The 13,641-nt window shown below is 61.0% G+C and carries 11 protein-coding genes and 1 pseudogene; 3 read left to right on the forward strand and 9 right to left on the reverse strand.

Annotated features, from left to right (window positions below; translation table 11 throughout):
• Positions 1 to 2: 2 nt before the first annotated feature.
• Positions 3 to 857, reverse strand: a pseudogene (locus PG900_RS23030) (PAS domain-containing protein); the annotation flags it as partial.
• Positions 858 to 1,087: 230 nt separating this feature from the next.
• Between PG900_RS23030 and fabV the strand changes: the two are divergent.
• On the forward strand, positions 1,088 to 2,281 hold the full coding sequence (gene fabV, locus PG900_RS00320) for an enoyl-ACP reductase FabV (protein WP_029300362.1): 1,194 nt from the start codon (positions 1,088 to 1,090) through the stop codon (positions 2,279 to 2,281).
• 163 nt (positions 2,282 to 2,444) lie between these two features.
• Positions 2,445 to 3,920: a YfcC family protein gene (locus tag PG900_RS00325; RefSeq protein ID WP_264098529.1), complete on the forward strand. Its 1,476-nt coding sequence runs from the start codon at positions 2,445 to 2,447 to the stop codon at positions 3,918 to 3,920.
• 65 nt (positions 3,921 to 3,985) lie between these two features.
• On the opposite strand, the gene PG900_RS00330 is transcribed toward PG900_RS00325, so the two are convergent.
• Positions 3,986 to 5,200: a pyridoxal phosphate-dependent aminotransferase gene (locus PG900_RS00330; RefSeq protein ID WP_011706443.1), complete on the reverse strand. Its 1,215-nt coding sequence runs from the start codon at positions 5,198 to 5,200 to the stop codon at positions 3,986 to 3,988.
• Positions 5,201 to 5,579: 379 nt separating this feature from the next.
• On the opposite strand from PG900_RS00330, the gene PG900_RS00335 reads away from it, so the two are divergent.
• Positions 5,580 to 5,792 (forward strand): DUF1653 domain-containing protein, encoded by a 213-nt coding sequence (locus tag PG900_RS00335; protein WP_042064508.1) that lies wholly within the window; start codon positions 5,580 to 5,582, stop codon positions 5,790 to 5,792.
• 56 nt (positions 5,793 to 5,848) lie between these two features.
• On the opposite strand, the gene PG900_RS00340 is transcribed toward PG900_RS00335, so the two are convergent.
• The 7 genes from PG900_RS00340 to btsR all read right to left on the reverse strand — a co-directional run bounded on the left by PG900_RS00340 (position 5,849) and on the right by btsR (position 13,633).
• Positions 5,849 to 6,112, reverse strand: coding sequence for a GrxA family glutaredoxin (locus PG900_RS00340; RefSeq protein ID WP_010633640.1), 264 nt, complete (start codon positions 6,110 to 6,112; stop codon positions 5,849 to 5,851).
• A gap of 142 nt (positions 6,113 to 6,254) precedes the next feature.
• Positions 6,255 to 7,691: a D-alanyl-D-alanine carboxypeptidase/D-alanyl-D-alanine endopeptidase gene (gene dacB, locus PG900_RS00345; protein ID WP_011706441.1), complete on the reverse strand. Its 1,437-nt coding sequence runs from the start codon at positions 7,689 to 7,691 to the stop codon at positions 6,255 to 6,257.
• Between the two features lie 132 nt (positions 7,692 to 7,823).
• Entirely contained in the window at positions 7,824 to 9,584 is a 1,761-nt protein-coding gene (locus PG900_RS00350; protein ID WP_270830662.1) for a DEAD/DEAH box helicase, read from the reverse strand.
• Between the two features lie 113 nt (positions 9,585 to 9,697).
• Entirely contained in the window at positions 9,698 to 10,735 is a 1,038-nt protein-coding gene (locus tag PG900_RS00355; protein ID WP_270830663.1) for an HlyD family secretion protein, read from the reverse strand.
• 3 nt (positions 10,736 to 10,738) lie between these two features.
• Positions 10,739 to 11,077, reverse strand: a complete 339-nt coding sequence (locus tag PG900_RS00360) for a DUF3302 domain-containing protein (protein WP_017408083.1) — start codon at positions 11,075 to 11,077, stop codon at positions 10,739 to 10,741.
• 289 nt (positions 11,078 to 11,366) lie between these two features.
• Positions 11,367 to 12,788, reverse strand: coding sequence for a carbon starvation CstA family protein (locus PG900_RS00365; RefSeq protein WP_264098524.1), 1,422 nt, complete (start codon positions 12,786 to 12,788; stop codon positions 11,367 to 11,369).
• Between the two features lie 140 nt (positions 12,789 to 12,928).
• Entirely contained in the window at positions 12,929 to 13,633 is a 705-nt protein-coding gene (gene btsR / locus PG900_RS00370) for a two-component system response regulator BtsR (RefSeq protein WP_118880962.1), read from the reverse strand.
• Positions 13,634 to 13,641 lie beyond the last annotated feature (8 nt).

Genomic DNA, 13,641 nt, shown 5'->3' on the forward strand with positions numbered 1-13,641 from the left:
TCGCTGATGTTGCTCGCCAGCTTGATGATTTTGATCACCTTGCCCTCGTGGTTGAAGATGGGGTTGTAGGTGGCCTCCAGCCAGATCTTCTCGCCGTGGCGACCACGGCGCATGAAGAGCCCCGACTGGATGGAGCCTGTCCCCAGATCCCGCCAGAAGTTGGGATTCTGCTGATAGAACTCCTCGTCACAGAACATGCGGTGGGACTGGCCCACCACCTCGTCCAGCCGGTAGCCGAAGCAGTGCAGGAAATTCTGGTTGGCGGTGATGACGGTGCCATCGGGCTGGAAGTCGATGACGGCCAGGGATTTGTCCAGTGCCGCCAGCAGGGCCTGGCTGCGTTCCAAGGTGGATTGCTGCTCGGTGACGTTGGAGGCGACCTTGGCCACCTTGATCACCTTGCCATCGAGGAGGATCGGGAAGTAGCTGGCTTCGAGCCAGACCGCCTTGCCCGATTTGGCCTGCCGGATGAAACGGCCGTTGCGCGACTCCCCCCTGCGCAGATCCTGCCACAGCAGCTCATATTCGCGGGTTTTCACGTCCTCGGGAAAGCAGAGGGCGCTGTGGTGCTTGCCGATCACCTCCTCCCGGGTGTAGCCCACGATGGCGAGAAAGCGATCGTTGACGAAGGTGACCACCCCCTCCGGGGTGAACTCGATATAGGGAACCCGTGACTGGATGGCCTGCTCAAAGGCGCCAAGTTCTGCGATCTGTGCCGCTTGTTCACTCTGTTCATTTTTACCCGTGCGATTCCAAAACATGGCGGAGCTCCTTGTTAAGACCCTGGTGAGGCCTTTCATGACAATACCCGACCGGCTGAATACTAGTACAGGTTGTTTGGTCGTCGCCTCAGCCATCAGGGTTAATTGTTTGTTTTGTCATTATCGATATTGCCATGTTGGCAAGCCGTACAGAGGGGCGGGGAGGTCGGTCCCGCTCCGGCAGGCTGACGGCAGGCTCCTTGGGCGGCATTTGTCCCACGCTTTGCTCATTTTCCCTGCGATTCAACACATCAGAGCACCTTATCGCGGCAAGATGAGGTATCTTATGCCCCGATTTCATCCATTAAACGGATCCGAGACCCTATATGATCATCAAACCCAAGGTTCGCGGCTTTATCTGCACCACCACTCACCCGGTCGGTTGTGAAGCCAATGTTCGTCGCCAGATCGCTTATACCAAGGCCAAGGGCACCATCGAGAATGGTCCCAAGAAGGTGCTGGTGATCGGCGCTTCCACCGGTTATGGCCTGGCTTCCCGCATTGCCGCCGCCTTCGGCTCTGGCGCTGCCACCCTCGGTGTCTTCTTCGAAAAAGCCGGCAGTGAGACCAAGACTGCCACCGCCGGCTGGTACAACTCCGCTGCCTTCGACAAGGCCGCCAAAGAGGCGGGCCTCTACGCCAAGAGCATCAACGGCGATGCCTTCTCCAACGAGTGCCGCGCCAAGGTGATCGAGCTCATCAAGCAGGATCTGGGTCAGATTGATCTGGTGGTCTACTCCCTGGCCTCACCGGTGCGCAAGTTGCCGGATACCGGCGAAGTGGTGCGCTCAGCCCTGAAACCCATCGGCGAGGTCTACACCACCACCGCCATCGATACCAACAAGGATCAGATCATCACCGCCACCGTCGAGCCGGCGAATGAGGAAGAGATCCAGAACACCATCACCGTCATGGGCGGTCAGGATTGGGAGCTGTGGATGGCGGCCCTGCGCGATGCAGGCGTGCTGGCCGACGGCGCCAAGTCCGTGGCCTACTCCTACATCGGCACCGACCTGACCTGGCCAATCTACTGGCACGGTACTCTGGGCCGCGCCAAGGAAGATCTGGACCGCGCCGCCGCCGCCATCCGTGGCGATCTGGCTGCCAAGGGCGGCACCGCCCACGTGGCCGTGCTGAAATCCGTGGTGACCCAGGCCTCCTCCGCCATTCCGGTGATGCCGCTCTACATCTCTATGGCCTTCAAGATCATGAAGGAGAAGGGCATTCACGAAGGCTGCATGGAGCAGGTGGACCGCATGATGCGCACCCGTCTCTACGCTGCCGACATGGCGCTGGACGATCAGGCTCGCATCCGGATGGATGACTGGGAACTGCGCGAAGACGTGCAGCAGACCTGCCGCGACCTGTGGCCGTCCATCACCAGCGAGAACCTCTCCGAACTGACCGACTACACCGGTTACAAGCAGGAGTTCCTGCGTCTGTTCGGTTTCGGGCTGGACGAAGTGGATTACGATGCGGATGTGAATCCGGACGTGAAATTCGATGTGGTCGAGCTCTGAGTCTGACCCAAGTGAAAACAGGGCCCCGCGGGGCCCTGTTTTTTTGGCAAAAATCCCGCTAAGTTGCGGAATTTTATTATCCGCGATCACCTTTTTCCCATATCAAACCCGCTAGTCTGGCGGTGATCGGATCACATGACGGCATTGCCGAGGTACGGAAGCTATGACCACTCCACATGAGGCGCCCAAAAAGCGCCAACTCCCCACTGTCTATACCCTGCTTTTCATCATCATCGCCCTGATGGCGGCCCTGACCTGGGTGCTGCCGGCGGGCAAATACAACTACGTGACGGCCAAGACCCAGCAGCCGATTGCTGCGGCGGCCGTGGCCGACTACAGCGGCGACGAGCGGCTGTTGCCGGTGCCCGGCAGCTACACCGAGCTCCCCTCCCAACCGCAGGGGGTATTCGATGTGCTCAAGGCGCCGATCCAGGGCTTTCACAAGGCGGCCGACGTGGCGCTGTTCGTGCTCATCATCGGCGGTTTTCTGGCGGTGACCATGCAGAGCGGCGCACTGGATGCCGGGGTAGGGGCCATAGTGCGCGGCTTTGCCGGGCGCGAGCGGCTGCTGATCCCGGTGCTGATCGCCCTGTTTGCCCTCGGCGGCTCCACCTTCGGCATGGCGGAGGAGACGGTGGCCTTCTGGGCACTGATCGTGCCGGTGATGATGGCGGCGGGCTTCGATCGCATGGTGGCGGCAGGGATCATATTGCTCGGCTCCGGGGTCGGGGTGCTCGCTTCCACCGTCAACCCGTTTGCCACCGGCATCGCCTCCGGTTTTGCCGGCATCCCCATCGGTGAGGGGATTGGCCTTAGGGTTGTGCAGTGGCTGCTGCTGGTGATCTTCGCCTCCTGGTTCGTGATGCGCTACGCCAAGCAGGTGCAGCAGGACAAGTCCTGCTCCGTGCTGGCCGACATCGCCTATGACGACGAGTTCTCCCAGATGAAGAGCGGCAACCTCGCCTTCAGCGGCAAGCAGAAGCTCACCATGCTGGTCTTCTTCGGCACCTTCCTGTTGATGATCTATGCGGTGGTGCCCTGGTCAGATCTGGGTATCGACCTGCTGCCCACCCTGGGCTGGTGGTTTGACGAGCTCTCCACCCTGTTCTTCAGCGCTTCCATTTTGATTGCGCTGATCAACCGGATGCCGGAGTCCAACTACGTGGCGACCTTCCTGAGCGGCGCTCGGGACCTCATCGGGGTGGCGCTGGTGGTGGCGGTGGCTCGCGGCATCTATGTGGTGATGGAGCATGGCGTCATCATCGACACCATACTGCACTGGGCCGAGGGGCTGGTGAGCGGGCTGTCGTCGTCGGTGTTCATCCTGATGGCCTATCTGGTGCACATCATCCTGAGCTTCTTCATCCCCTCCACCTCGGGGCTGGCGACCGTCTCCATGCCGCTGATGGGGCCGCTGGCGGACTTCTCCGGGATCTCGCGGGATTTGGTGATCACCGCCTATCAGTCCGCCTCCGGCTGGATCAACCTGTTTGCCCCCACCGCCGCCCATCTGGTGGCGGGGCTGGCGCTGGCCAAGATCCCCTACGATCGCTTCGTGCGCTGGGTGCTGCCCTTCATCATCGGGGTGGCCCTCATCACCATGGCGGTGCTGGTGGCCGGTGCCCTGCTGCACGGCTGATGGCGCGGCTAGAAAACGACAGACACCAAAAAGGCTCCCGCGGGAGCCTTTTTCATGAGCCTTGTTTACTGCTTGTAGCCCTTGAGGAAGCGGGCGAGACGGCCGATGGCTTCTTCCAGCTCCTCTTCCCGGGGCAGGAACACCAGCCGGAAGTGATCCGGCGCCGGCCAGTTGAAGCCGGTGCCCTGCACCAGCAGCAATTTTTCCTGCTGCAGCAGATCGAACACCATCTTCTGGTCGTCGCGAATGTCATACACCTTGGGGTCGAGGCGCGGGAACATGTAGAGCGCCCCCTTGGGCTTGACGCAGGAGACGCCAGGGATGTCGTTGAGCAGCTCCCACGCCTTGTCGCGCTGGCGGCGCAGACGGCCGCCCGGCAGGATCAGCTCGTTGATGCTCTGGTAGCCACCCAGGGCGGTCTGGATGGCGTGCTGCATCGGTACGTTGGCACAGAGCCGCATGGAGGCCAGCATCTCCAGCCCCTCGATGTAGCCCTTGGCACGGCCCTTGGGACCGGTAATGACCATCCAGCCCTGACGGAAGCCGCAGGCACGGTAGGCCTTGGAGAGGCCGTTGAAGGTCACCACCATCACATCGTCGCACAGGGTGCAGACGCTGGTGTGGGAGATGTCGTCGTAGAGGATCTTGTCGTAGATCTCGTCGGCGAAGATGATGAGGTTGTGCTGGCGGGCGATCTCGATCACTTCCAGCAGGAACTCGCTGCCGTAGACGGCGCCAGTCGGGTTGTTGGGGTTGATCAGCACCAGGCCGCGGGTGCGCGGGGTGATGCGGGCACGGATGTCGTCGAGATCCGGATACCAGTCGGCCCCTTCGTCGCAGCGATAGTGCACCGCATGGCCGCCGGAGAGGGTCACTGCCGCCGTCCAGAGTGGATAGTCGGGGGAGGGCACCAGCATCTCGTCGCCGTTGTTGAGCAGCGCCTGCATCGCCATCACGATGAGCTCGCTGGCACCGTTGCCGATGTAGATGTCGTCGATGTCGACCTTGCGCATCCCTTTCTGCTGGTAGTACTGCATCACCGCCTTGCGGGCCGAGAACAGCCCCTTGGAGTCGCAGTAGCCCTGGCTGAGCGGCATGTTGAGGATCACATCCTTGATGATCTCTTCCGGCGCATCGAAACCGAACGGGGCCGGGTTGCCGATGTTGAGCTTGATGATGCGGTGGCCTTCGTCTTCGAGACGGCGAGCTTCTTTATGCACCGGGCCGCGGATGTCATAGCAGACATCGTCGAGCTTGTGCGACTTGTCGATAGTGAACATGGTGACTGTGATTCCTTCCCCTGGGGGCGCGTTGGCGAAAAAGGCGTTTTTTAGTATCAAATTTCTTTTCCCCTATTCTTCACAGAATTGAATGCTAGAACAATCCTCTTTTTAGTAGAATTCCCTGATTTTTAGCCCTAAAACAGGGTTGCTAAAACGTTAAATTCAGCACGATCGTTTGTGGTAACCGAGTTTCACCAGTGAAAGATGAGGGGCTGATTAACAAAGCTACCCGACTGTGTTGAAATATTCACTCTCGCTGGCACGATTGGCTTGCGTGAAAAATGTCATTATTTTTGTCGGCGCCAGCCCAAAAAGCAGAGCATGTGGTCTGCGCGCCATGCTGGCGCCGCCTGGTGTCGATATCGAAGGAGTTCCCATGCAAGCCCCCGCAGTTGGTCGCTACCGCCATTTCAAGGGTGGGTATTATCAGGTGTTGACCCTGGCCCTGCACACCGAAACCGGGGAGCAGCTGGTGATCTACCAGAGCGAGCAGGATGGCGCCGTCTACGCCCGCCCGGTGGCCATGTTCATGGAGTGGATCGAGCATCAGGGAGACGTGGTGAGCCGTTTCACCCCGGTTGTCGGCTAAGGCAGACCATTGACCATGAAAAAGGCGCCTGATGGCGCCTTTTTCACAAGGTGAGCTTACTGGTAGAGACCCAGGTTCTCTTTGGCATAGGCTTCGAAATCGGTGCAGCCACCGATGTGCTGCTCGTCCAGGAAGATTTGCGGCACGGTATTGACCGGCTTGCCGGCGCTCTTGGCCAGATCTTCCTTGGTGATGCCTTCGGCGTGAATGTCCACGTAGCGGAATTTGAAATCGTCACGCTGTTCAACCAGCTGCTCGGCGATCTGCTTGGCACGGACACAATAGGGGCAACCGGGACGACCAAAAATCACTGCAAACATGTTCTCTCTCCATTCATATGAGGCTGGGGACAGAATAGCCCCGCCTCGTGACTAGTCAAAGTGGAAATTGTCGATACAGCCGTTCGTCATCTTCGATAAGGCGCGCTTCGCCGGCCGTCATCATCAATCACCTTGCGGCAGCTCAGCCCTGATCGGCGATCTGGATCGGCTGTTGCTGATAGATGCTCTCCAGCACTCCCTTCTCGAACACGGTCCAGGGCCAGGCGGCCTTGCTGGCGCGGTAGCGCTCGTGGGTCGCCGGATCCTGCGACAGGCCGCGCTGGAACATCACGAAGGCCTTGCGCTGGCCGCCGGCGGTGTCGATGAAGCCCACCAGGTTGGAGGTGCCGGTGATGGTGCCGGTCTTGGCATGCACCTTGTTTTTCATCATGGGGGCGGTGACGCTGCGCCGCCAGGCCAGGGTGCCGTCCACCTGGGAGCTTGGCAGCAGCTTGATGAGGCCAAGCTCGGCATCATTTTTCTGGATGAAGTTCAGCACCGACAGCATCTGGCGGGCGCTGATGAGGTTGTGGGCAGAGAGGCCCGAGCCGTCGGCCAGGGTAGCGTTGCCCAGATCGATGCCGTTCTTGGTCAGGATGGCGCGCACCGCCATGGTGCCGCTGCGATAGCTGCCCGGCTTGTTGTAGTAGTGGCGGCCCACGGTCTTGAGGAAGGTATCGGCATAGAGGTTGTCGGATTTTTTCAGCATCTTGGCCAGCATCACCGGCAATGAGACCGAGTAGTGGGTGCCCAGCGTCTCGGCATTGTCCGGCGACTTGTGGGTGACCCGCAGCAGGCCGTCATGCTTGATGCCGGCTCTGTCCATCGCCCAGCGGATGTTGTCCCAACCCCAAGCCTCCACGTCGTGGATGGCGAAACGCAGCCCCTGCGGCTCCTTGTTCGGGGTGATGCAGCCCTTGAGCTCGTAGAAGTTACCCTTGGCCATGTCCACTTCCAGTGCGCAGAACTGGCGCGCCATGTCGCCATAGCTCATCACCTCCACGTTGTCGGCACCGATGCCGATGGGCACGCCGGTGGCCACGTTGCCGGTGGCCGGTTTGCCGATCTGGGTGGCGGTGATGGTGCCGTAGGCGCAGTTCTTGTCGATGATCACCGACGAGACCGGGGCGGCGAAGCAGAGAGTCTGATCCCCCCACGACCAGCCGTTGCCGCGCTCGTAGCCGTTGTAGGCGCCGGTGTTGACGTAGACGTTGCCCTTGATGCGGTTCACGCCAAGCTGCTTGAACAGGGCCAGCAGATCCATGCGGGAGAGGGTGGGGTCGCCGACGAAGTTGATCCAGATGTCGCCATTGATGGCATCACCCTGTTTGGCGCCGGGCTGAGCCTGAATGTCGGTGGCAAAGCGGAAGTCGGCACCGAGCTCGAGACGGGCCGCCAGCGCGGTGAGTACCTTCATGGTGGAGGCGGGGGCGATCATCTGATCCGCATGGCGGGCAAATTCAACCCCGTTGTTGCCCTGCACTATGATGGCGTACTGGCCACCCTGAGGGGGCGTCAGCGGGGCGGCCTGGGCCGCCAGGGAAAAGAGAGCACAAAAACCAATCAACAGCCGCTGCATAACATCCTCTAAACGTGACGAAGGGGCCCGGCAGTGGTGCCGGCCCTGACAATTCAACCTTGTTTCACCCGCCGATGCGGGATCGACCGTGGCAAAGCCATTCATACGATTTATGCCGGTCGCCACTGGCCATCACGCCAGCGAGTTGGCGGTGCGATAGCGACCCTCATAATCAAAAATCTTCTCTTTTATCTGCCAGAACCGCCCCGCTTTGCGGGCGATGACGAAATCGGGGTGGCGAAACTGGCTTTGCGCCGCCAGCACGCTCGCCAGGGTGGCAAATTCGGGTTCCAGACCCGGAGCGGGCCAATGATGACGCACAAAGACCTGTTGAAACAAGCGCCGTGCGCCCTGGGAGTGAAATCCGAAGTACTCATTGAGGGTGAGACCATCCTCATCGTGATAAACCACCTCCAGCCGCTCCCCCTGTTTGCCACGTCCGGCACTCAGCGTCAGCCCGGCGCAGCGAATGACCATGCAATCCTTGAGATTGAGCGCCTCTTTGAGTTTGTCGTCAGGATCCACCAGCAGCTGATCGCAGCTCTGGCAGCGGCGGGCGGCGATGTCGTTTTCGCTGCCGCAGGCGGGGCAGATCTTGGCGCGAAAGCGGTAGTCGCACTCCTCGCGATGGCCCTCGTCATCTTCAAACAGCCCCTGACAGCGGCGACCGTAGTGCTCGATCACCTTGCCATCCTCGTCGGTCTTGCCCCAAAAAGTGTTGGCAAAGCCGCAGGCGGGGCAGGGCACCTGCACCGGCTCGGTGCCAGCGTGGGGGCGAGGCTCCCCCACCTCGGGGGCGAACAGGTTGAAGTTGTTGCCGGCGTAGTCGAGCACCAGACAGTCCGTCTTGCCGGGAGAGAGGCGCAGGCCGCGCCCCACGATCTGCTGGTAGAGCGACACCGATTCGGTGGGTCTGAGCATCACGATGAGATCCACGTGGGGGGCGTCGAAGCCGGTGGTGAGCACCGCCACGTTGACCAGAAACTTGAGCTCGCGCGCCTTGAAGGCGTTGATGAGGGCATCGCGCTCCGGCCCCGGCGTCTCGCCGGTGATGAGGGCGGCCTGCTGACCTCTGGCACCCAGCAGGCCGTGAATTTCGCGGGCATGCTCGACGGTGGCGGCGAAGATCATCACCCCCTGCCGATCGGCCGCATACTCCAGCACCTGGCTCAGGATATGGGGGGTAACCCGCTGCTGACGCTTGAGTTCGCCGTTGAGATCCGCCTCGCTGAACAGGCCGTTCTCCCGCGCCACCAGCTTGCTGAAGTCGTAGTGGACGATGGGGGCATCCACCAGCCTGGGCGGGGTCAGATAGCCGTTTTTGACCATGAAGCGCAGCGGCAGCTCGAACACGCAGTCGCCGAACAGGCGCTCACCGTGGCTCTTGACCATGCCGTGGTAGTGGCGCCGATAGATCCAGCCCAGCCCCAGCCGATAGGGGGTGGCGGTGAGGCCGAGGATCTTGAGGGCTGGATTGGCGGCCTTGAGATGCTCGATCACCTGATGGTACTGGCTGTCGTCATCAAGCGAGACCCGGTGGCACTCATCGATGATGAGCAGCGAAAACGCCCCGTCGAAGGCAGCCAGATTGCGCGCCACCGACTGCACCGAGCCAAACACCACCTGGGCGCTCGCCTCCTTGCGAGCGAGCCCAGCGGCGAAGATGTCGGCCTTGAGTCCCCATGCTTCGTACTTGGCGTGGTTCTGCTCTACCAGCTCCTTGACGTGGGCCAGCACCAGCACCCGGCCGCGCGCCTTGCGGGCCAGTTCGGCGATCACCAGACTCTTGCCAGCCCCGGTGGGCAGCACCACCACGGCGGGATCCGGGTGCTGACGAAAGTGGCTGATCACGGCGTTGACGGCGTCGGTCTGATAGGGTCTGAGAACGAACATGCAGGCTTGGGGTATCGATATGGGGTGGTGCAGGATGGCGCCATTATAGGGATCCTGGCGCCAAAAAACAGCGGGCCGGCATGGTGCCGGCCCGCTGGCGATGACGTCTTCGCTTAGTGGAAGGGGAAGACGTAGTTCATCCAGCTGGCCATGCGCAGCAGCACCTTGCGCATCACCGAGACATGGTGGAAGTGCTTGGTGTAGATGGCGGCTTGGCCGCTGGCCCCGGCGATCACCTGATACTTGGCCCACTCGGGGTCGGTGATGGAGATGAGCACCGGCAGGCGGCCCGGCCGCACGGCACTGGTCTGATCCAGCAGGCCGGCGTTGGCCTGCACATTGCCTGCGGCGATGGCCGGGATCACGGCGGTCACCTTGCCTTGGAAGATCTTGCCGGGGATGCCGTCGATCACCACCTCGGCCTCATCGCCCACCGCCAGGCGCTGCATGCTGTTCTGCCAGAACCAGCCTACATAGGCGTTCTCATCCTCGTGAATGAAGGTCATCACCGGGCGATACATGTAGGGGGTGGCTATCATGCCGGGGCGCAAGGCCAGCTGCACTACGTGACCGTTGCTCGGGGCATAGACCACGGTCTGCGCGACCTGATATTTGGCCTCGTCAAGCTGGGCCTGCAGATCTTCCAGCGTTGCCTGTTGCTGCTCGATCTGGGCCACGATGTCGTCCACGTTGGCCTGGGTGACGTCGAGGTCGCGCTGCTTGCCTACGCCGCGACGCATCAGATCGCTGGCGCGATCCCGGTCGAGCTTGGCGGAGCGCAACCTGGCCTCGATGGACTTGAGGTGGTTGCGGTTGGATTCAACTCGCGCCGTCAGGCTATCTGCCTTCAGCTGGAAGGGGGCGGCATCCAGGCGAAACAGCACGTCGCCCTTCTTCACCGGCTGGTTGGCCTGTACCGGCACCTCGATGACCCGGCCCTTGACCAGCGGCACGATCGGGGTGGAGACATAGTAGTTGCGCGCCATCTCGGAGTAGGGATGGTTGTAGTTCATCAGCATGATCAGGGTGCCGATGATCAGCACGCCGCCCAGTACGGCGGTGGGCACGGTCCACTTGTTGAGCGGGATACGGAAGATTTTGAAGATGGCCACGCAGATGGCCGTGTAGGTCAGGATCAGTAGCAGGTCCATGATTTATCCCTGTTGCTCGGTCTGTTCGATGGTGTTGAGACGGGTTTTGAGGTCGGCCAGCTCCTGTTTGAGCTGCTGAATATCCTCTTCATCCTGCTGCAGCCGCTGATTGAACCCCCAGCCCCGCTCGGGACGATAGAGGGTGGCCCAGATCCAGAGGAAGGGCCACAGCACGTGCAAGGTAAACAGACTGACCCAGCCGGCCACGTGAATGGCATCCTGATGGGGGTGCTGACGATGCTTGGCTATTTCATAGGGAATGTCGTGAATGACGATGACCCCATAAAAAATGACCAAACCCACAAAAAAAAGCAGACCAAGAGCAAAATAATCGAGTGCCATTTACGCCTCCGCTGGCTTGACGCACCGCATTGTCATTGGGAACAGGGCTCTGCAAGGCAGTCAGCCACCTGATTTCCCTCCTGTCGGGCCCGAAATATTAAGTTGTTTTGTTGTACTGAAGCTTAAGTGGTTTCCAAGTCGTCAAAACAGACGCTGATGTTATTGGGGGCAAGTCCGTAAAGTCGTATCCATGACAAGAACTTACGGGACGAGTATGGCATTAGTGCGATGAGATGAGCAGCAAAAAAAGGAGCCTTTATGGCTCCTTTTTTGACATGGTTGGCGTGGATCAACTTTCGTTGGGCTTGTTGATCAGCGCGGGCCTGAATTTCACCAGGAAGGCCACCGTGACGATCAGAGTGCTGGCCAATCCAATCATGGTGGAGACGTCCATCTCCAGCCCGAACCCGATGGGGGCGTTGGCCAGGTAGGTGAACACCACGGCGGTCATGAACATGGCGGGAATGGTGCAGACCCAGTGCAGCTTGCCCTCTTTGGCGAGGTAGGCCGCCGCCGCCCACAGCATCATCACCGCAGTGGTCTGGTTGGCCCAGCCGAAGTAGCGCCAGATCACCCCGAATTCGGCCTTGGAGATGATGAAACCGAGGATGAACATGGGGATGGCGATCAGCAGTCGCTTGGCCATGGGCTTCTGGGTCAGTTTCAGGAAGTCCGCGACGATGAGGCGGGCACTGCGAAACGCGGTGTCACCGGAGGTGATGGGCAGGATCACCACGCCGAGGATGGCGAGGATGCCGCCCACGGTGCCAAGCAGGCTGGTGGAGACCTCGTGCACCACGGCAGAGGGGCCGCCGCTGGCCAGGGTGGCGTTGAGCGCCTCGGTGCTGTCGTAGAAGGAGAGACCCAGGGTGCACCAGATGAGGGCGATGATCCCTTCACCAATCATGGCGCCGTAGAAGATGAAACGGCCGGAGCTCTCGTTTTGCATGCAGCGCGCCATCAGCGGTGACTGGGTGGCGTGGAAGCCCGACACGGCGCCGCAGGCGATGGTGATGAACAACAGCGGCCACAGCGGCAGCTCGGTTGGGTGCAGGTTGGAGAAATCCATCCCGGTGTTGTAGAAGCCTTTGCCGGAGACGATGAGGCCGATGATGAGACCGACCGACATGAACACCAGCAGGGCGCCGAAGATGGGGTAGAAACGGCCGATGATCTTGTCGATGGGGACTATGGTCGCCAGGATGTAGTAGGCGAAGATGGCCGCAATCCAGTAGACCAGATCGGTTGAGGTGAGGTTGGCCAGAAGGCCAGCCGGGCTCAGTACGAACACCACGCCCACCAGCATCAACAACACCACGGCGAACAGGTTCATGAAGTGCTTGGCGGTGGTGCCGAGGTGTTCGCCGACCACGGTCGGCACCGAGGCGCCCTTGGCGCGCACCGACAGCATGCCGGAGAAGTAGTCGTGCACCGCACCGGCGAAGATGCAGCCGAACACGATCCAGAGCATGGCGACCGGACCGTAGAGGGCGCCCAGGATGGGGCCGAAGATGGGGCCGACGCCGGCGATGTTGAGCAGCTGAACCAGATAGACCTTCTTGTCCGACATGGGGACATAGTCCACCCCGTCCGCCATGGTGATGGCGGGGGTTTTCAGCTCCGGCTTGGGGCCAAATATCCGTTCGATGAATTTGCCGTATACGAAATAGCCGGCCACAAGTAAGCCGACACAGAGGAAGAACCAGATCATTGCTACGCTCCTGCTTTGTTATTGTTGGGTGTGCGCGGCCAGTGTAGGGACTTGCTCTGTTAACGGCAGGTGAAACGGCATGAGCGGTCATATGGCGGACCGAGCGGTCGGCGCTCGTGATCCGGCTCACATCGTGGGGCTTACTCCAGCCCCAGCATCTCCTTCAACTCCTTCAGGTAACGGCGGCTGATCGGCACCTGGGCGCCGCTCGGCGTCACTATCTCCGCCAGCTGGTTCTCCAGCAGCCGGATCTCGAAGATGGCGGCCGGGGCCACCAGATATTGGCGGTGGCAGCGCAGCAGCGGGGTCTTCTCCTCCAGGGATTTGAGGGTGAGCTGGGTGTGGAACAGCTCGCCCTGGCTCGCCACGTGCACCCCGCCGAGATCGGAGAAGGCGTACTCCACCTGCTCGATGGGCAGCAGCCGTACCCGGTTGTGCAGGTAGCCCGGGATGTGGCGAATGGCGGGGGCGAGCGCCGTCATGGGTTGGGGGCTGAGATCTTGCCTGAGCCGCGCCAGCGTCTTGGCGAGGCGGGCCGGCTCCACCGGTTTGAGCAGGTAGTCGAAGGCGTTCTCCTCGAATGCCTGGATGGCGTATTCGTCAAAGGCGGTGACGAAGACGATGCGGGGCAGGGGATCGAGCATGGCCACCAGCTCCATGCCGCTGAGTTTGGGCATCTGGATATCGAGAAACACCACGTCGGGTTTGAGCCGCTGAATAAGCGGCAGCGCCTCGATGGCATTGGCGGCCGCCCCCAGCAGTTCGATATCGGGCTCGGCGGCCAGGTGCTGCATCAGCTCCTCGCGGGCGTAAAGCTCGTCATCGACGATGAGGGTGCGGATCATGGGGTTCT

Origin of the sequence: Aeromonas sp. QDB03, from assembly GCF_027707985.1 — a bacterium.
GTDB classification, from domain to species: Bacteria; Pseudomonadota; Gammaproteobacteria; order Enterobacterales; family Aeromonadaceae; genus Aeromonas; species Aeromonas hydrophila.

What these genes read in the sequence shown, in the direction of transcription:
- PG900_RS00330 (WP_011706443.1), bottom strand. Translation starts at nt 5,200, where the DNA reads ATGTTCACTATCGACAAGTCGCACAAGCTCGACGATGTCTGCTATGAC.
- PG900_RS00350 (WP_270830662.1), bottom strand. Translation starts at nt 9,584, where the DNA reads ATGTTCGTTCTCAGACCCTATCAGACCGACGCCGTCAACGCCGTGATC.
- PG900_RS00335 (WP_042064508.1), top strand. Translation starts at nt 5,580, where the DNA reads ATGCAAGCCCCCGCAGTTGGTCGCTACCGCCATTTCAAGGGTGGGTAT.
- PG900_RS00360 (WP_017408083.1), bottom strand. Translation starts at nt 11,077, where the DNA reads ATGGCACTCGATTATTTTGCTCTTGGTCTGCTTTTTTTTGTGGGTTTG.
- PG900_RS00340 (WP_010633640.1), bottom strand. Translation starts at nt 6,112, where the DNA reads ATGTTTGCAGTGATTTTTGGTCGTCCCGGTTGCCCCTATTGTGTCCGT.
- PG900_RS00365 (WP_264098524.1), bottom strand. Translation starts at nt 12,788, where the DNA reads ATGATCTGGTTCTTCCTCTGTGTCGGCTTACTTGTGGCCGGCTATTTC.
- dacB (WP_011706441.1), bottom strand. Translation starts at nt 7,691, where the DNA reads ATGCAGCGGCTGTTGATTGGTTTTTGTGCTCTCTTTTCCCTGGCGGCC.
- PG900_RS00355 (WP_270830663.1), bottom strand. Translation starts at nt 10,735, where the DNA reads ATGGACCTGCTACTGATCCTGACCTACACGGCCATCTGCGTGGCCATC.
- fabV (WP_029300362.1), top strand. Translation starts at nt 1,088, where the DNA reads ATGATCATCAAACCCAAGGTTCGCGGCTTTATCTGCACCACCACTCAC.
- PG900_RS00325 (WP_264098529.1), top strand. Translation starts at nt 2,445, where the DNA reads ATGACCACTCCACATGAGGCGCCCAAAAAGCGCCAACTCCCCACTGTC.
- btsR (WP_118880962.1), bottom strand. Translation starts at nt 13,633, where the DNA reads ATGATCCGCACCCTCATCGTCGATGACGAGCTTTACGCCCGCGAGGAG.